Source organism: Heliomarina sp., assembly GCF_052826185.1.
This window is the reverse complement of sequence record NZ_JBRBUI010000054.1, coordinates 620,600-637,871: the sequence shown is the minus strand read 5'-3', so window position 1 is coordinate 637,871 and position 17,272 is coordinate 620,600. Positions and strand designations below refer to the sequence as shown.

The 17,272-nt window shown below is 63.9% G+C and carries 16 protein-coding genes; 4 read left to right on the top strand and 12 right to left on the bottom strand.

The window, feature by feature from the left end:
• Positions 1-26 precede the first annotated feature (26 nt).
• The 3 genes from ACU0FH_RS21320 to ACU0FH_RS21310 are packed head-to-tail and all read left to right on the top strand — an operon-like array spanning position 27 to position 3,609.
• Positions 27-2,450 (top strand): ligase-associated DNA damage response DEXH box helicase, encoded by a 2,424-nt coding sequence (locus tag ACU0FH_RS21320; protein ID WP_446196700.1) that lies wholly within the window; start codon positions 27-29, stop codon positions 2,448-2,450.
• A gap of 41 nt (positions 2,451-2,491) precedes the next feature.
• Complete coding sequence (gene pdeM, locus ACU0FH_RS21315; RefSeq protein ID WP_446196699.1) at positions 2,492-3,154, top strand: ligase-associated DNA damage response endonuclease PdeM; 663 nt, start codon at positions 2,492-2,494, stop codon at positions 3,152-3,154.
• A gap of 17 nt (positions 3,155-3,171) precedes the next feature.
• Positions 3,172-3,609: a PaaI family thioesterase gene (locus ACU0FH_RS21310; RefSeq protein WP_446196698.1), complete on the top strand. Its 438-nt coding sequence runs from the start codon at positions 3,172-3,174 to the stop codon at positions 3,607-3,609.
• Positions 3,610-3,618: 9 nt separating this feature from the next.
• On the opposite strand, the gene folD is transcribed toward ACU0FH_RS21310, so the two are convergent.
• The 4 genes from folD to ACU0FH_RS21290 form a co-directional block, all read right to left on the bottom strand.
• A complete protein-coding gene (gene folD, locus ACU0FH_RS21305; RefSeq protein WP_238370113.1) occupies positions 3,619-4,515 on the bottom strand; it encodes a bifunctional methylenetetrahydrofolate dehydrogenase/methenyltetrahydrofolate cyclohydrolase FolD in 897 nt (298 codons plus the stop codon).
• A gap of 77 nt (positions 4,516-4,592) precedes the next feature.
• The gene (locus ACU0FH_RS21300; RefSeq protein ID WP_446196697.1) at positions 4,593-6,269 is read right to left on the bottom strand and encodes a formate--tetrahydrofolate ligase; all 1,677 of its coding nucleotides are present in this window, start codon (positions 6,267-6,269) and stop codon (positions 4,593-4,595) included.
• A 173-nt stretch (positions 6,270-6,442) separates the two neighbouring features.
• Positions 6,443-7,027, bottom strand: coding sequence for an MOSC domain-containing protein (locus ACU0FH_RS21295; RefSeq protein ID WP_446196696.1), 585 nt, complete (start codon positions 7,025-7,027; stop codon positions 6,443-6,445).
• 33 nt (positions 7,028-7,060) lie between these two features.
• Positions 7,061-7,837 carry a methyltransferase domain-containing protein gene (locus ACU0FH_RS21290; protein WP_446196695.1) on the bottom strand — a complete coding sequence of 259 codons (777 nt, stop codon included), beginning with the start codon at positions 7,835-7,837 and terminating at the stop codon, positions 7,061-7,063.
• A 271-nt stretch (positions 7,838-8,108) separates the two neighbouring features.
• Here ACU0FH_RS21290 and ACU0FH_RS21285 point away from each other — a divergent pair, with 271 nt between their 5' ends.
• The gene (locus ACU0FH_RS21285) at positions 8,109-8,633 is read left to right on the top strand and encodes a hypothetical protein (RefSeq protein ID WP_446196694.1); all 525 of its coding nucleotides are present in this window, start codon (positions 8,109-8,111) and stop codon (positions 8,631-8,633) included.
• 234 nt (positions 8,634-8,867) lie between these two features.
• On the opposite strand, the gene ftsH is transcribed toward ACU0FH_RS21285, so the two are convergent.
• From ftsH to tolQ, 8 genes are all read right to left on the bottom strand, one after another.
• On the bottom strand, positions 8,868-10,787 hold the full coding sequence (gene ftsH / locus ACU0FH_RS21280; RefSeq protein WP_238370108.1) for an ATP-dependent zinc metalloprotease FtsH: 1,920 nt from the start codon (positions 10,785-10,787) through the stop codon (positions 8,868-8,870).
• A 79-nt stretch (positions 10,788-10,866) separates the two neighbouring features.
• Entirely contained in the window at positions 10,867-12,117 is a 1,251-nt protein-coding gene (gene tilS / locus ACU0FH_RS21275; protein WP_446196693.1) for a tRNA lysidine(34) synthetase TilS, read from the bottom strand.
• Entirely contained in the window at positions 12,114-12,947 is an 834-nt protein-coding gene (gene ybgF / locus ACU0FH_RS21270) for a tol-pal system protein YbgF (RefSeq protein WP_446196692.1), read from the bottom strand. Before ybgF ends, tilS begins: the two co-directional genes overlap by 4 nt.
• Positions 12,948-12,950: 3 nt before the next feature.
• Positions 12,951-13,463: a peptidoglycan-associated lipoprotein Pal gene (pal, locus tag ACU0FH_RS21265; RefSeq protein ID WP_238370105.1), complete on the bottom strand. Its 513-nt coding sequence runs from the start codon at positions 13,461-13,463 to the stop codon at positions 12,951-12,953.
• Positions 13,464-13,546: 83 nt separating this feature from the next.
• Positions 13,547-14,866 carry a Tol-Pal system beta propeller repeat protein TolB gene (tolB, locus tag ACU0FH_RS21260; RefSeq protein ID WP_446196691.1) on the bottom strand — a complete coding sequence of 440 codons (1,320 nt, stop codon included), beginning with the start codon at positions 14,864-14,866 and terminating at the stop codon, positions 13,547-13,549.
• Positions 14,863-16,002, bottom strand: a complete 1,140-nt coding sequence (locus ACU0FH_RS21255; RefSeq protein WP_446196690.1) for an energy transducer TonB — start codon at positions 16,000-16,002, stop codon at positions 14,863-14,865. Before ACU0FH_RS21255 ends, tolB begins: the two co-directional genes overlap by 4 nt.
• Before the next feature lie 9 nt (positions 16,003-16,011).
• Positions 16,012-16,497, bottom strand: a complete 486-nt coding sequence (tolR, locus tag ACU0FH_RS21250) for a protein TolR (protein WP_088634747.1) — start codon at positions 16,495-16,497, stop codon at positions 16,012-16,014.
• Positions 16,498-16,500: 3 nt separating this feature from the next.
• A complete protein-coding gene (gene tolQ, locus ACU0FH_RS21245; RefSeq protein ID WP_088634748.1) occupies positions 16,501-17,196 on the bottom strand; it encodes a protein TolQ in 696 nt (231 codons plus the stop codon).
• Between the last annotated feature and the right edge of the window lie 76 nt (positions 17,197-17,272).

The following is a 17,272-nucleotide window of genomic DNA, read 5'->3' as shown; positions in this document are numbered from 1 at the left end:
GCGGGCTCGCGCCCTACATCCCCTGCATGAGTGCAATTCCCCCGATCATCACCGGCTGGTTCGAGAAACGCGGATGGGAGATCCATCCGCATCAGCGCGCCATGCTGGAGCGCGCCGACAACCCCGCCACCCTGCTGATCGCCCCTACGGGGGGCGGCAAGACAATGGCGGGTTTCCTGCCCACCCTCGTCGATCTTGCCAAGACTCCGCGCGCGGGCATGCACACGCTCTATGTCAGCCCGCTCAAGGCGCTGGCCGCCGATATTAAACGCAACCTGACCGGACCGGTGGCCGAGATGGGGCTCGACATCCGCATCGAGGACCGCACCGGCGACACCACCGCCACTCAGAAGAAACGTCAGCGGGTCGATCCCCCGCAGATCCTGCTGACCACGCCGGAAAGCCTTGCGCTGCTGATCTCATACGAGGACGCGCCCCGCATTTTTGCCGGGCTGAAGCGCATTGTCATCGACGAAATCCACGCCCTGTCGGAAAGCAAGCGTGGCGATCAGCTGTTCCTCGCCCTCTCGCGCCTGCAGACGCTCTGCCCGGATCTGCGTCGCGTCGGGCTGTCGGCGACAGTGGACGACCCCGCCGCCATCGCCACCCTGCTCGCGCGCCACCCGGACCCCTGCGACATCCTGCTGGCCGATCCCGGCCCCGCCCCGGACATCCAGATGCTGACGACCGAGGAACGCCCACCCTGGGCCGGGGGTGGCGCCGCCCATGCGATCCCGGCGGTTCTGGAACAGGTCAAGGCCCACAAGACCACGCTGATCTTTCACAACACCCGGGCGCAGGCCGAGATATTCTTTCACAATCTATGGCTTGCCAATGACGACAGCCTGCCCATCGGCATCCACCATGGCAGCCTCGACAAGACCCAGCGCCAGCGGGTCGAAGCGGCGATGGTGAGGGGAGAGCTGCGCGCCATCGTCTGCACCGGCTCGCTCGATCTTGGCATCGACTGGGGCGATGTCGATCTGGTGATCCAGATCGGCGCCCCGAAAAACGTCAAACGGCTGGTGCAGCGGATCGGTCGTGCCAATCACCGCTATAACGCGCCCTCCAAGGCGCTGCTGGTGCCCGCCAACCGGTTCGAAGTGGTGGAATGCGTCGCCGCGCTCGAAGCCGTCCGCGAAGGCGATCTGGATGGCGAGCCACGCCGCCCCGGCCCGCGCGACGTGCTCTGCCAGCATATCCTGATCGCCGCCTGCGCCGGTCCTTTCGATGCCGACACGCTCTATGACGAGGTCACGACCGCCGGGGCCTATGCCGCCCTGACCCGTGCCGAATTCGACGAGTGTCTCGATTTCTGCGCCACCGGTGGCTATGCGCTGGCCGCCTATGACCGCTGGCAAAGGCTCAAGCAGCGCCCCGACAGGCTCTGGCAGCTGCGCGATCCCCGCGCCACCCAACGCATCCGTATGAACCTCGGCACGATCCAGGATACCGATACGCTCAAGGTGCGCCTGCGCCGCAACCGGGGCGGCAAGCCGCTGGGCGAGATCGAGGAAGGCTTTGCCGCCTCGCTCACCCCCGGCGATACCTTCCTGATCGGCGGCCAGATCGTGCGCTACGAGGGGCTGCGCGAAATGACGGTCGAAGTCACCCGCCGCGCCGATAAGAAACCCAAGATCGCCACCTTTGCCGGGACCAAGTTCGCAACCTCCACCCAGCTTTCCGACCGCATCCTGCGCATGTTCCAGCAGGAAAACTGGCCCGAGCTTCCGCCCCATACCGCCGAATGGCTGGCGCTCCAGCGCGATGTCTCGCGTCTGCCCGAACGAGGCCGGTTGCTGATCGAGAGCTTTCCCCATGACGGGCGCGAACATACCTGCGTCTACGGCTTTGCTGGTCGTAACGCACAGCAGACCCTCGGCCTCTTGCTGACCAAGAGGATGGAGGAGATCGGACTGCACCCGCTTGGCTTTGTCGCCACCGATTACGCGACGCTGATCTGGGGCCTCGACCGGCTCGACGACCCCGCGCCGCTCTTCGACCTTGCTGCCCTGCAGGACGGTCTCGACAGCTGGCTTGCCGGGAACGCGGTGATGAAACGCACCTTTCGCGCCTCGGCCACGATTGCCGGCCTGATCGAACGCAACACCCCCTCGGCGCGCAAATCCGGGCGGCAGGCGACATTTTCCTCCGACATTCTCTATGACACGCTGCAAAAATACGACCCGACCCACCTGATGCTCAAGATCACCCGCGAAGAAGCCCACACCGGCCTCGTCGATTTCGGCCGCATCGAGGAAATGGTCGCGCGCATTCAGGGCCGCATCGATCACAAGCGCCTGTCCCGCGTCACTCCGCTCGCCGCGCCGCTGTTGCTCGAGATGGGCCGCGTCCCGGTCGAAGGCGCCGCCGAGGAACGCCTGCTTGCCGAAGAGGCCGAGCGCCTGCTGGAAACCGCCGGGATCGCCGATCTGACCGGCACCGCCTGAAACCGCTTGCAAAACCGCCCGCCCTGAGCAAGGAACGGAGCATGAACAACTGCTCCCTTTCCCTTGCCGGTGCCAAGCTCGTCGCGCTGGGCTCTGGCGCGCTTTGGTGGCCCGCAGAACGGCTACTCTGCGTCTCTGACCTGCATCTCGGGAAATCCGAGCGCATCGCCCGGCGCGGCGGCACCATCCTGCCCCCCTATGAAACCCGCGACACCCTGCTGCGCCTCGCCGACGATCTCGACCGCATGAAACCCGCCACGGTCATCTGTCTTGGCGACAGTTTCGACGATCTCGACGCCGCCCGCGCCCTCGCGGCAGAGGATCAGGCCGCGCTCACCCGGATGCAGGCGGGCCGCCGCTGGATCTGGATCGAGGGCAATCACGACTCCGGCCCTGTCGACCTTGGCGGCACACATCTGGCCGAACTGGCGCTTGGGCCGCTGATCTTCCGCCATATCGCACAGACCGGCGCGCGCGGCGAGATCTCGGGCCATTACCACCCCAAGGCCAGCCTCACGACCCGCGCCCGCCGCATCACCCGTGCCGCTTTTCTGTCGGATCGAGACCGCATCATCATGCCCGCCTATGGCACCTATACAGGGGGATTGCACAGCCACGATGCCACGCTTACCACCCTGATGCGCCCCGACGCGCTTGCCATTCTCACCGGCCCCCGGGCATACGCCGTACCAATGCCGCGCTGAGACAAAGGAAACGCCGAATGACCACCGAATTGGATGCAAGCCACAAATCCCTGATCCGGGACAGCTTTGCCTCCCAGACCATGATGGAAACCATCGGCGCGCGGATTTCCACCATCCAAAAGGGAGAGGTGCAGATCGCCGCCCCGATCCTGCCGGGTACGAAACAACAAAACGGCTATGGGCACGCCGCGCTGACGTTTGCCCTCGGCGACACAGCCGCCGGTTACGCGGCGATCAGCGCGCTCGATCCCGGCTGGAACGTGCTCACCGCCGAGATCAAGATCAACCTGCTTGCCCCGGCCAAAGGCGCCGAACTCCGCGCCACCGGCCATGTCATCAAATCCGGCCGGCGCATCGTCGTGGTCAGCAGCGACATCCACGCCATCGACGACAAGGGCCGCGAAACCCTCATCGCCGTGATGCAGGGCACGATGATCCCCATCGCGCCCGCGTAACTGAACCGACTAGACGGTCAGCCCCTCCGGCTCCGGCAATCCTTTCGACCGGCAGAACGCGGTCAGCGTATTGGCCAGCAGGCAGGCTATGGTCATCGGCCCCACCCCGCCCGGCACCGGCGTGATCGCTCCGGCCCGTTCGACCGCGCTCTCGAAATGCACGTCGCCGACCAGCCGGGTCTTGCCCTCGCCCTTTTCCGGCGCATCGATCCGGTTGATACCGACGTCGATTACCGTGGCCCCCTCCTTGATCCAGTCGCCTGGCACCATCTCGGGCCGGCCCACCGCCGCCACCACGATATCCGCGCGCCGCACCACATCGGCCAGGTCTTTGGTCCGCGAATGCGCGATCGTCACCGTGCAGCTGTCGCCAAGCAAAAGCTGCGCCATCGGCTTGCCCACGATGTTCGAACGCCCGATCACCACCGCATCCATCCCCGAAAGCGACCCATGGTGATCGCGCAGCATCATCAGGCAGCCCAGCGGCGTACAAGGCACCATGCTTTTCTGCCCCGTGCCCAGCAACCCGACGTTCGAAATATGAAACCCGTCCACATCCTTGGCCGGATCGATGGCATTGATCACCAGATCCTCATTCATGTGACCCGGCAGCGGCAGTTGCACGAGAATCCCGTGAATGCTCTCATCCGCATTCAGATCCGCGATCACGGTCAGCAGCTCCGCCTCCGAGGTCTCGGCCGGCAGCTTGTGCTCCACCGACTTCATCCCCACCTCGACGGTCATCTTGCCCTTTGAGCGCACATAGACCTGGCTCGCCGGGTCCTCGCCCACCAGCACCACCGCCAGCCCGGGCTGACCGTGCCCGGCCAGGGCCGAAACCTGCGCCGCAACCTCGCCACGCACCCGCGCCGCGAATTCCTTGCCGTCTATGATTTTCGCGACCATGCGCTCACCTTCTTCTTCTCGTTTCAAATACGGCCGCCGGAGGCGGTCCCAACCTCACGCCCCGCGCGACGCCCGCGTCAGAACAATCCCTCGATCTGCCCCTCGGCGTTCAGCCGGATCGTTTCCGCCGCCGGCTGGCGCGGCAGGCCCGGCATCGTCATGATCTCGCCGCAGATCGCCACGACAAACCCGGCCCCCGCGCTCAGGCGCACTTCGCGCACCGGCACGCTGAACCCGCTCGGCGCGCCGCGCTGGGTCGGATCGGTCGTGAAACTATACTGCGTCTTGGCCATGCAAACCGGCAGATCGCCATATCCTTGTGCCTCCCAGGCTTCCAGCTGACGTTTCACCGCCAGTGACATGACCACGTCGTCGGCGCGATAGATACGAGTGGCAACAGAGGTGATCTTGTCCGCCAGAGACATCTCGTCCGGATAAAGCGGCGCGAAGTCGGCCTCGCCCCGGTCGATCACCTCGACCACTTTCGCCGCCAGATCGGCGGAACCTTCCGAGCCCAGTTCCCAGTGCCGCGACAGCACCGCCTCGGCCCCCAGCGAAGAGACAAATCCTTTCACCGCATCGACCTCGGCCTCGGTATCGGTGACGAAATGATTGATCGCCACGACTACCGGCACGCCGAACTGCCCGAGGTTCTCGATATGGCGCCCAAGGTTGCTGCACCCGGCGAGAACAGCGGCCACGTTCTCCGCACCAAGATCGTCCTTGGCGACACCGCCGTTCATCTTCATCGCCCGCACCGTCGCCACCAGCACCACGCAGGACGGTGCCAGCCCGGCCTTGCGGCACTTGATATTGAGGAATTTCTCCGCCCCAAGATCGGCCCCGAACCCGGCTTCGGTCACCACGTAATCCGCCAGCCGAAGCGCGGTCGTCGTCGCGATCACCGAATTGCAGCCATGGGCGATATTCGCGAACGGCCCGCCATGCACGAAAGCCGGGTTATTCTCGAGCGTCTGCACAAGGTTCGGCTGCATCGCATCCTTCAGCAATACCGTCATCGCACCATCGGCCTTGATGTCGCGGCAATAGACCGGGCTCTTGTCCCGGCGGTAGGCGACGATCATCCGCCCAAGCCGCTCCTGCAGATCTGGCAGATCCCGCGCCAGACACAGGATAGCCATGACCTCGGAGGCCACGGTAATGTCATAGCCATCCTCGCGCGGGAAACCGTTCGACACGCCGCCAAGCGAGACATTCACCTGACGCAGCGCCCGGTCGTTCATGTCGACCACGCGCCGCCAGACCACGCGGCGGGTGTCGATATCCAGCGCATTGCCCCAGTAGATATGGTTGTCGATCATCGCCGCCAGCAGGTTATGCGCCGAGGTGATCGCGTGGAAATCGCCGGTGAAATGCAGGTTCATCTCTTCCATTGGAACGATCTGTGCATAGCCGCCCCCGGCTGCCCCGCCCTTCATCCCGAAGTTCGGCCCCAGCGAGGCTTCGCGGATGCAGACCGCCGCCTTTTTGCCGATCCGGTTCAGCCCGTCGCCAAGCCCCACGGTCGTCGTCGTCTTGCCCTCGCCCGCCGGGGTCGGGTTGACGGCGGTTACAAGGATCAGCTTGCCGTTCTCGCGCTCGTCAAGCGACTGGATGAAATCCTGGCTGACCTTCGCCTTGTCATGCCCATAAGGCAGCAATGCCTCCGTCGGGATGCCCAGCTTTTCCCCGATGTCCTGGATCGGACGCTTCTGTGCGTCCCGCGCGATTTCGATGTCGGTCTTGTATGTCATTGCGAATTCCCCAGGATATTGTCGGTGTTATCGTCCGCTGATTTTCTTACAAGTTGATGAGCGCCGGCTCAGCGGAATTTCCGGCGCTTTCTCCCCCGTCCCGTTCTGTCGGTTCCCTATTCGAAGCACCGCGCACCTGATCGGAACGCAATGGCCCCCGACGGCAGCAAGGCTCAGCCCTTCGGCGCCCAGGCGCGCTGATCGGGCAGGAACAGCGTCAGCGTTTCACCGACCCGGATATTCCCCGGCCGTTCGACCCAGGCGGTCACGCCCCGCCGGTTCGTCGCCGCCCGCTTGAAAGCCGTGCCATGCCCGGGCTCGACAGCCTCGATCTCACGCCCCGGCAGAACGCAGGGTCGGTTTTCCATGTCGATGGTCAGCGTCAGCCCCGACTCCGCCTGCAGGCGAGAAGATGGCGGTACATAGGTGAAATCGGGAATACCACGCAGGATCATCGACGCGCCGACCAGCCCCGGATCAAGCGAGTCGAGCTTCATCTTGTCGGCGATCACCGCCAGTTCTTCCTCGGAAAGGATCGACAGCTGGCGCACGTTCCTGATCTCGGTACCGACCGGGTACAGGTTCTTGACCCGTGTGCACGAGGCACGGTTGACGCCCTCATGCCGTGCGCCTTCGTCCCCGGCAAAGCCGAGGTCAAGACGGTCCACCGCCTCGGCGCGCAAGCTCTCCCGGTCTCCGGGTACATGGCCCAGCCAGACCACTTCGGCGCAATATTCGGATTCGATCAGTACAGGCATGTCAGGACTTTCACAGGCGACGCCACGGGCGTCTCATCTAACGGTCAGGGTAAAAAACAGACGGCGGAACGGGAACAGGACGCTGCCATCGGATGCCAGCGGGTAGGCCGTTTCCATTGCCGTGTCATAGCGTTCGACCAGTCGTGCGGTCTCAGCCTCGTCCAGCACCTGCAAGACGGGCCGCGCATAGGTCGAAGACGTGAAATGGCGCACAGGGTGGCCATCGTCCGCAGCGGGCAATTGCTGGTAGAACTCGGTCTCCCAAAGCGCTACATCGCCCAGCGGGGAAAGGACGCGATGGTAATCCACCGGCTCCAGCACACCGGGGCCCGAACCGGGATCGAAACGGCCCGGGAACAGTTGTTCCGCCAGATCGTGCCAAAGCCGATGGGACGGCGCCCGGTTCTGATGCGGCACCTGCACCGCCAGCGTCCCGCCCGGCGCGAGCAGACCGGCCAGCCGCGGCAAGAGCTTCCCATGCTCCGGCAGCCAGTGCAGCGCCGCATTTGAAAATATCAGCGCGGGCGGGTTTTCCGGCACCCACCGCGCGATATCGGCTTCGATCAGCTGGTCATATCCGCCGGTCCCGTGCGCCTTCTCCAGCATCGCCTGAGAAGAATCGATGCCGACGATCCGCCGCCCGTCGTAACGCGACATCAGGATCAGCCCCATCGCCCCCGCGCCGCAGCCGAGATCGCAGATATCCCCTGCGGGCAGGTCTCCGACCCGCATCAAGAGGTCCAGCGCCGGACGAAGCCGCAGGCTGGCGAAACGGCCATAGCTCTCGGGGTTCCAGTCTGTATCTGCCATGTGGCTCCCTTGTCTGTCTCGGGTACAGGTCAACCAGCCTCTTGTATGCCGCGACATGTGCCCCGGAGCCACCCCAAAACATCAAACCGATGCGTCGCGGGACGGGCTCTTGCCTGCCATTGCCCGGCCCGGATGTAAGCGATCACTCGCTTAAGGCGAGTATCCCCGGCAAAAATCAACCTAAGCTGTTGCATTTAAAATTTTATACAGCCTATGATTGTACGGGGCCGATGTGCTGCCACGCTTCTACTTGATCTGAAGGAGGACTTTCATGAGAACCGCCAAGATATTGACTCTGTTATCGGGCCTGCTCGCCGCACCGATCGCAAGCGCCCAGGACGCGGTACCGCCGGGAAGCGACGGCTTCACCGAATGGGGCAAATCCGGCGACTGGATCATCTTTGTCGATAACGAACGCCAGACCTGCCTGATCGAAAAGTTCGACGCCAACCGCAACGCGGTTCAGGTCGGGCTGACCAAAGACCACGACCACGCCTATCTCGGTCTTTTCATGCCCTTGCCCCCAGAGCACATGAACAAGAAAGAAGAGATATTCCTTGAAGTGAATGGAGAGGAGCAAGTCACTGTCGTGCCGCGCCGTAACACCCGTGAGGGGGTCGAATATACCGGCACCTATATCAAGGCGGACGATCTCAGCTTTGCCGAGGGCGCGACCGTCGCCAAGGAGGTGGTCGTCTTTGAAGACGGTGCCGAAATGTCCGTCGTATTTGACTTGTCAGGAGGCGCTGCCGCTGTCGAAGCCGCCAAGGAATGCAACCTGACCCTTAACCCCTGATCGAGATCCCGGGCGGGGGGATTGGAGCAGAAGTCATACGCTGTTCCGGCCAAAGCCGCGCCATGGCGATACCTCGGCGTCATGGCCCGACTGGCACCTGCCAAACCCTGCGGTCCAACCGCTGCAAGAGTACCCTTGCGCTGCCCGTAGCAGGTGACCTTGGTAGGACTTGAAAGACGGTGCAAACGAAAACGGCCGGGCGTGATGCCCGGCCGTATTTCATTTCAATGCCTGTCAGGCGCTTGGTTCCGGCTCTAGCCCGCCCTCGGGGGGCGATTTCTTGGGCTTGGTTTTCGGAATAGCCGTGACACTGGGCGCATTACCCGCATCCGAGTTGTCATCCTCGTCATCCGTGGTGGGCGGCTCGCCCCGCATGACGCGACGGATTTCCTCGCCGGTCAGGGTTTCGTACTCAAGCAGACCCTGCGCAAGATATTCGAACTCCTGCTGGTTCTCCTCGATCAGGGTGCGGGCCGTTTCATAGCCCTCGTCGATGATCCGCTTGACCTCGGATTCGATCAGCTCCTTGGTCGCTGCCGACACCGAAAAGCCCCCGGCCCCGCCATTGGGCGAATAGCCTGCCGCGGCTTCCTGGTAGTCGATGTTACCGACCTTGTCCGACATGCCATAGCGCATGACCATCGCCCGGGCGAGCTGGCTCGCTTGCATGATGTCACCCACCGGACCCGAGGACACTTCGGCAGCACCGTACTTGAATATCTCGGCCGCCTTGCCTGCCATGGTCATGGCGATGCGCTGTTCGCATTCGTCCTTGAACATCTGCAGCTTGTCCATCTCGGGCAGGCTCATCACCATGCCAAGCGCACCGCCACGCGGAATGATCGTGGCCTTGTAGACCGGATCGCACTTGGGAAGCTTCATGCCCACGATGGCGTGACCGGCTTCGTGATAGGCGGTCTTTTCCTTCTGGTCCTGCGTCAGCACCATGGACCGGCGCTCGGCGCCCATCATGATCTTGTCCTTGGCGCTTTCGAAATCGACCATCGCCACGAACCGACGCCCCAGACGCGCGGCGGTCAGCGCCGCCTCGTTCACAAGGTTCGCCAGATCGGCACCCGAGAAACCGGGCGTCCCGCGGGCGATCACCCGCAGATCCACATCCGGCCCCAGCGGCGTCTTGCGCGCATGCACCCCAAGGATCTTTTCGCGGCCCTTGATGTCGGGATTGCCGACGGTCACCTGACGGTCAAAACGACCGGGACGCAGCAGCGCCGGGTCCAGAACGTCCTTACGGTTGGTGGCCGCGATGATGATCACACCTTCGTTGGCTTCGAAACCGTCCATCTCGACCAGCAACTGGTTGAGCGTCTGTTCACGCTCGTCATTGCCGCCGCCATAGCCGGCACCACGATGGCGGCCCACCGCGTCGATCTCGTCGATAAACACGATGCAGGGCGCGTTTTTCTTGGCCTGCTCGAACATGTCGCGGACACGGCTTGCACCGACACCGACGAACATCTCGACAAAGTCAGAGCCCGAGATGGTAAAGAACGGCACACCTGCCTCACCCGCAATCGCACGGGCCAGCAGCGTCTTACCGGTACCCGGAGGGCCCTCGAGCAGCGCGCCTTTCGGGATCTTGCCGCCGAGTCGGCTGAACTTCTGCGGGTTGCGCAGGAATTCCACGATCTCTTCCAGCTCTTCCTTGGCCTCATCGATACCGGCCACGTCGTCAAAGGTGACACGGCCATGCTTCTCGGTCAGCATCTTGGCCTTGGACTTGCCAAAGCCCATGGCCCCGCCTTTGCCGCCGCCCTGCATCCGGTTCATGAAATAAACCCAGACACCGATCAGCAGCAGGAATGGCAAAAGGGTGATCAGGAAGGACTGGAACAGCGACTGCTGCTGTTTCTCGGCCCGGATCGGAATATCATTTTCGATCAGAAGTTGCGTGATTTCAGCATCTTCCGGCTTGATAGTCACGTAGTCTTCGTTACCCGCACCGCGGAAACGGATCTGCTCTCCATCCAGCGTCGCCTGGCTGACCTCGCCGGATTCCACCGCCGTCACAAAGTCGGAATAGGTGATTTCGCGGCTCTGCAAGGTGCCGCCCGGCCCGTTGAACAGGTTGAACAGGGCAAGAATCAGCAGAAACAGAACGACCCAGAACGCGATGTTGCGTGCATTGCCCAAAGGGAACTCTCCTCGTTTTGCCCCGCAAGTTTCGCAGGGCTTTGGCTTCCGACTTAAAATAGAGATGAACGGGCCAGATTCAATGCGATAATAGTGTCGTATAAAACGACTCCGCGCCAGACGACAGATCAGCGCGCCAAGAACCGCCCGCCCCGGCAAGCGGGGCCGCGACCAGTTCACCCCCCTGCCAGAGCGCCGGAGTAGCAATCAGCGCGGCATGAGGACGCCCCGTTTCACGCCACGTCGGGCATTGCGCCAGCCCCGCCTCGCCAAGGGGACGGATCTCGCCCCCCTCAAGCCCGTCACCGGTGATCCGCCAGCGCCCGTCCCAAAGCCCGTCAACCGCACAAACTTCATCGCGTACCGCGTTGAACTCGCGACAAATCCGAAAGCTGTCGCTCTCGTGCAGCACCCGGCATCCCGCCAGCGTAACGGGCCGTTTTTCAGCGATGGCGGCAAGCGCGTCGCCAACCGGCGCGCGGCGCGGCGGATAGGCGCGCTGATTGATCCAGCCGAAGGCATGCACCAGCAGACGCCGCTGGGTCTCGGCGGGCAGCGCGATGAAGCCCGCGATGTCGACAAGCACATCGCCTCCGTCGATCCGCACCAGCGCACAGGCGGCATCATGCGCGAAATAGGCCAGCGCCTCGCGGGCTTCCGCCAGATTTGCCGTAACGTCAGCCAGTCCCCGCGCGGAAATTCCAAGATCGCCCAGCTCCCCAAGCGCCCGACGCGCCCGGATTCGGGTAAAGTTCTCGTTCTCGTTGCTCGGATCATCAATCCAGCCGATCCCGCGCCCGGTAAGATAGGCGCGCAGCTCCGCCCGTGTCACCCCAAGCAGGGGCCGCAGAAATCGGACGCCGTCGACCTCCCGCACCGGGGCCATGCCCGACAAACCGTCGATCCCCGAGGACCGGCCCAACCGCATTAGCAGGGTTTCCGCCTGATCGTCCGCCGTATGCCCCAGCGCCACCGCGTCCAGTCCATGTACCCCGGCCCATTTCGCCAGCAAACCGTACCGCGCGCGCCGCGCTTGGTCCTGCAGGTTCCCCGCCCCGTCCCAGCCGGTCCATTTCAGCGTGTCATGTCTAAGAGAAAGAGCAGCCGCGCTGGCCGCTACGGCCTCCGCCTCCGCTGCCGCCTCGAGCCGCAGCCCGTGGTCCACAGTCGCAACGAAAAGCTGCACCCGGTCGCCCAGAACCGCCTGCAGCCCATACAAAAGCGCGGTTGAATCGCTGCCGCCGGACACGGCGACACCCAGTTTTTCAAGAGATTGATCCGCGAGCGCCGTTTCCAGCGCTCGCAGGATCACCGCCTCGCTTTCGGTCAAGAACAGCCCAGCTTGGCCATTTCCGACTGCGCCGAGGCGACCGCGGGATCACCCGGAAACCGCGTGCCGACCTCGCCCAGCGTGATGCAGGCCTGTTCCGTCTGTTGCAACCGGCCCAGCGCCGCGCCCAGTTCGAACAGCGCACTCGGCGCCACCGGCCCGGCGGAATCCGCACTGAAGCTGGCTAAATAGGCCCGCGCCGCTTCGCGCGTATCGCCAACCCCATCCAGCGCCTTGCCGCGTTTCAGCTCGGCCTGCGCGGCCAGCGGGCTGCCCGGATAAGTCTGGTTGAACCCGGCGAACAGCTGCGCCGCCTTCTGGAAATCGCCTTCGTCCAGCGCCTTGCTGGCGTTTTCGAAATCGGTGCGCTCGCTCACGGCCAGTTCGGTCGTCAGGACCCCGTCCGAGGCTGGCGGCGGCGTCACCGCCGACGGCTGCACGGTTTCAGTCGGACCGCCGAGCGTCGTCGTCTCGCCCAGCTTGGAAAGGTCGCCGCCTTCAAGCTCGACCAGACGGAATTCCAGATCGCCGATCCGGTTGGTCCCGTCCGCCACGATCCGGTTCACCCGGTTGGTCAGTTCCTCGGTATGCGACGTCAGCCGCTGAAGCTCGGCCTCCATCGACGCCACCCGTTCAAGCACGGACGATCCGGTGACCGTCGCGCTTGGCGCGCCGGTTGTCGACATCTCGCGCTTGAGCTTCTGCATCTCGACGTAAAGCACGTTCAGCTCCTGCCGGATATCGGCAAGCGTCTGTTCGCGGTCCTGCGCGATAGCGGGTACCGGAGCGACCAGAACCAGCGCGGCGACAAGAAGACCTCCGACCTTCATGGCTTACCCCGTCAGACCGGCCGACAGCACCGTGACCGCGCGGCGGTTCTTGGCATAGCAGGCCTCTTCGCTGCAAATCTCGATCGGGCGTTCCTTGCCATAGCTGATCGTCTTGAGCCGGTTCGGCGCAACGCCCCGCGAAATCAGGTATTCCCGCGCCGCGTTGGCCCGGCGGGCACCCAGCGCAAGGTTATATTCGCGCGTGCCCTGCTCATCCGCGTGACCTTCGATCACGGCGACATAATCCGCGTTGGTCATAAGCCATTTCGCCTGACCGTCCAGCACCAGCTGCGCCTCGGGCGACAGGTTCGACTGGTCCACGAGGAACAGAACGCGGTCACCGACCGTCTGGTTGAAATAGGCGGTCGAGGTCGGGTCATTGGCCGATCCCGGTACGATCGCGCCGCTGCCCGCGCCGCCGCTGCCATAGGCGTCATCGCCAAATCGGCCCGCATTGGTACAGGCGCTGATGGCGACCATCGCGCCAATCATCAAAGTCTTCTTCAGAATGCTCATCTCGATGCCTCGATCGGGTTTATTGTTGCTTCCTGTCTATCACAGGCAAAACGCCTTGTGAACGCCGCCCTGCAGGGCCGCGATCAATCCTGCAAGGGCGACCAGGCCGGGTCCGACGCGCCATCCGGCGTCGGGATCGGCTTGAGGTTGCGCCCCGAGATATCGACCGAATAAAGCCCCGACCGTCCCTGAGCGCCCTGCGTTTCACGGGCGAACATGATGACGCGGCCATTCGGCGCCCATGTCGGACCTTCATCAAGGAAAGACGCGGTCAGCAGGCGTTCCTCGCTCCCATCCGTGCGCATCACGCCGATGTGAAACCGGCCCTTGCTCTGCTTGGTAAAGGCGATCATGTCGCCGCGCGGCGACCAGACCGGCGTGCCATAGCGGCCCTGCCCGAAGCTGATCCGCGTGGCCTCGCCCCCCGCTGCCGGCATCACGTAAAGCTGCTGTGTACCCGAACGGTCGCTCTCAAAGACGATCTGGCTGCCGTCCGGCGAATAGCTTGGCGCGGTTTCAATCGACGGCGCGCTGGTGCGCCGCACGATCTCGCCCGAGGCGATCTCCATCGTGTAAATGTCCGTGTTGCCACCCTCGGTCAGAGAGAACACCACCGTGTGCCCGTTCGGCGCGAAACGCGGCGCAAAGCTCATGGTGCCTTCCTTCTGTTCCAGCACCCGGCGCTGCACCTGCCCCACGTCCAGCACGTAAATCCGCGGCGCGCCGGTCTCGTAACTCGTGTAAAGCACCCGGTCACCGCTGGGCGAGAACCGCGGCGCCAGCACGATCGAGGAACTGTCCGTCAGGTACTGCACATTCGCGCCATCGTAATCCATGATCGCGAGCCGCTTGGCCCGCTGATCCTTGGGCCCGCTTTCCGACACAAAGGTCACGCGGCTGTCGAAATACCCACCCTCGCCCGTGATCCGCGAATAGACCGCGTCGGCCACCTTGTGCGCCATGCGCCGCCAGCCCTGAACCGAACCGGTGAATTGCAACCCGTTGCCCAGTTCCGCGTTGGAAAACACGTCATAAAGGCGGAACTGCACCGTCAGCGTGTCGCCCGAGGTGCTGACCGACCCGGTCACCAGCGCCTGCGCGTTGACCGCCTTCCAGTCCGCATATTGAACCGGCGCGTTAAAGTCATTGATGCCGCTGATATAGGCGCTCGACGGCACTTCGCGGAACAGACCCGTTCCCGACAGATCCGCCGAAATCACCCGCGCCAGATCGGCCCCGATCTGCACATCCCCCGGCGTCGCGGGCACAAGGTTTGGCACCGCGAAAGGCAGCGGTTCGATCACCCCGTCGGTAATCTCGATCCTGAGCGGCCCATTCTGCGCAAGCACCGGAGTCGTAACACAGGAGAGACCAACGAAAAGGCTCAGCAGAAATCGCTTCATCTTATGCGCATCCTTTCAGGATTGAATGTCATTTCGATCTCGCGCCATTGCGCGTATTTATCGACCGGCAGGTCAAAGCCGGAGGCGCCGCAGCGGATGATCGCCCGGCGTGCGGCCTCGAAAGCCTGACGTGCCGAGGTACTGTCTCCACCGGAACTCGACGTCATGGTAATGGTTCCGACATCCGGCGTTCCATCCTGTGACATTGATACGGTCACAACCACTGTTGTCCTCAATGCCTCTGTTGACAAGGACCCAACGTTCCAGCACCGGGACACCGCCACACGCAATGCCTCTTTTTCCCCCGCCGACAGCGGCGGACCCGACGGCGCAGGCGCGGTTTCGCTCGCCCCGCCAAGGGCCTGCGCCAGCGCATCGTTCACCGCATCGGTGGTGTCGATGGGCGCAGGCGTGGGTTCGGCGGGCGGCGTTTCAACGGGCGCAGGCTCCGGCTCGGGCCTGGTTTCGGCGGTCTCGACCGGCTGCTCGGGACGCGGCGCAGGACGCTGTGTGGGCGGGCGGCGTGATTGGCTTGGCGCCAGCCGGGCTTCCGGCGCGGTTTCCGGCTCGATCCGGTCGGTCGCGGCCTCGGGTGCGGTTGCTTCCTGCACCTCCTGCGCGGTTTCCGCCCCGTCGTCCTCCACGACCTCACTCTGCTCGACCTCGTCGGGCCGCGTATCTTCGGGCGGTGCTTCGACCACCTCGGGCGCGACACGCTCGATCGGCGGCGGTGCGACGACTTCGGGAGTCGGCTCAGGCTCGGCAATCACTTCGGGCTGTTCCGGCTCCGGCTGGGGGTCATCAGCCACCTCGGGCGCAGGCGGATCGGGCACGACCGGCGGCTCCGGAGACACCTCCGGCGCCGGTTCCGGCTCGGCCACGGGCTCAGGTTCAGGCTGCGGTTCGGGTTCCGGTTCCGGCTCAACGACCGGTTCCACAGGCTCCGCAGGCCGAGGCTCTGCCCCCTGCTGTTCGGCCTGTTGCGGCGCGGTCAGCGCGGCATATTCCTCTTCCGTCACGACCGAGACATTGGCCACGTCAAACGGCAACGGCTCGCTGTCAAAGCTGCCGGCAAAAAGGGCGAAAAGGATGACGGCGACATGACCCGCGCCTGAGATTTTTGTGCCCGTCTGCACGGTGCCACCCTACCTGTCCGCGCCGCCCGGCGTCCCGTCGAATGTCGGCCCGCCCGTATCGGTCACAAGACCCACGTTGGAAAATCCGCCCGCGTTCAGCGCGCCCATCACCTGCATCACCGTCTCATAGGGAATCGCCCCGTCGGCGCGCAGGAATATCCGGTCGCTGCTGCGTTCGGCTGCAATCGCGCGCAGCTTGGGCACCAGCTCGTCCCGCGCCGTATCGGTCGTCTGGATCTGAACCTGCCCCTCGGCGGTGATCGTCACCGTCAGCGGCTCTTCCTCATCGCCCGGCAGGGCGCTGGCGGCGGTTTTGGGCAGCTGCACCGGCACACCCACTGTCATCAACGGCGCCGCCACCATGAAGATGATCAGCAACACCAGCATCACGTCCACGAAAGGCGTGACGTTGATTTCCGACATTGGCCGGTTGCTGCGCCGGGACCGCCTGCGCTTGCCCCCGCCTCCGCCCGGTTGCTGTACTGCCGCGCCCATCGTTCAGGAATCCAGCTGCCGCGACAGGATGGTCGCGAATTCATCGGCAAAGGATTCATACCCCGCCACGATCCGGTCACTGTCCGCCGAAAGCTTGTTGTAAAAGATCACTGCCGGAATGGCCGCGATCAGCCCCAGACCCGTCGCCAGCAACGCCTCGGCGATACCGGGCGCGACGACGGCAAGGTTGGTATTTTGCTGCTCGGCGATCTGCACAAAGGCATGCATGATGCCCCAGACCGTACCGAACAGCCCGATGAATGGCGCGGTAGAGCCAACAGTCGCCAGCACCGGCAAGCCGCGCTGCAAATCCTCGGCTTCCTTGTTGATCGCCACATCCATCGACCGGTCGATCCGCGCCTGCGCGCCCGGGATCAGCGCCCCGTTGTCACGATGCGAGCGACGCCATTCGGTCATCCCGGCGGCAAAGACCTTCTGCGCATTGCCCTCCGGATCCGCGCCGATCTGGTCGAACAGCGTATCCAGCGGCTCACCCGACCAGAAGGCCTGATCAAAGACCGAGGCCTCGCGCCGCGCCCAGCGGTACAGGATATGTTTCTGGATGATGATCGCCCAGGACCAGACAGAGGCTGCCAGCAACAGCAGCATCACCAGTTTCACTGTAAAGGTTGCACGCGCAAAAAGCGCCCACATGGAGAAATCGATCTCCTGCGCCAGCGCCAGAGTTTCTGTTTCCATAAGCCTGCTCGTTTCAGCGGGCCGTATTGGTTCGGCCCTTCATTGCCAAACGATCTAGCGCAGATCCGATGCAATT

What these genes read in the sequence shown, in the direction of transcription:
- tolQ (WP_088634748.1), bottom strand. Translation starts at nt 17,196, where the DNA reads ATGGAAACAGAAACTCTGGCGCTGGCGCAGGAGATCGATTTCTCCATG.
- ACU0FH_RS21290 (WP_446196695.1), bottom strand. Translation starts at nt 7,837, where the DNA reads ATGGCAGATACAGACTGGAACCCCGAGAGCTATGGCCGTTTCGCCAGC.
- tolR (WP_088634747.1), bottom strand. Translation starts at nt 16,497, where the DNA reads ATGGGCGCGGCAGTACAGCAACCGGGCGGAGGCGGGGGCAAGCGCAGG.
- ACU0FH_RS21300 (WP_446196697.1), bottom strand. Translation starts at nt 6,269, where the DNA reads ATGACATACAAGACCGACATCGAAATCGCGCGGGACGCACAGAAGCGT.
- pal (WP_238370105.1), bottom strand. Translation starts at nt 13,463, where the DNA reads ATGAGCATTCTGAAGAAGACTTTGATGATTGGCGCGATGGTCGCCATC.
- ACU0FH_RS21295 (WP_446196696.1), bottom strand. Translation starts at nt 7,027, where the DNA reads ATGCCTGTACTGATCGAATCCGAATATTGCGCCGAAGTGGTCTGGCTG.
- ACU0FH_RS21310 (WP_446196698.1), top strand. Translation starts at nt 3,172, where the DNA reads ATGACCACCGAATTGGATGCAAGCCACAAATCCCTGATCCGGGACAGC.
- tolB (WP_446196691.1), bottom strand. Translation starts at nt 14,866, where the DNA reads ATGAAGCGATTTCTGCTGAGCCTTTTCGTTGGTCTCTCCTGTGTTACG.
- pdeM (WP_446196699.1), top strand. Translation starts at nt 2,492, where the DNA reads ATGAACAACTGCTCCCTTTCCCTTGCCGGTGCCAAGCTCGTCGCGCTG.
- folD (WP_238370113.1), bottom strand. Translation starts at nt 4,515, where the DNA reads ATGGTCGCGAAAATCATAGACGGCAAGGAATTCGCGGCGCGGGTGCGT.
- ybgF (WP_446196692.1), bottom strand. Translation starts at nt 12,947, where the DNA reads ATGAAGGTCGGAGGTCTTCTTGTCGCCGCGCTGGTTCTGGTCGCTCCG.
- ACU0FH_RS21285 (WP_446196694.1), top strand. Translation starts at nt 8,109, where the DNA reads ATGAGAACCGCCAAGATATTGACTCTGTTATCGGGCCTGCTCGCCGCA.
- ACU0FH_RS21320 (WP_446196700.1), top strand. Translation starts at nt 27, where the DNA reads ATGAGTGCAATTCCCCCGATCATCACCGGCTGGTTCGAGAAACGCGGA.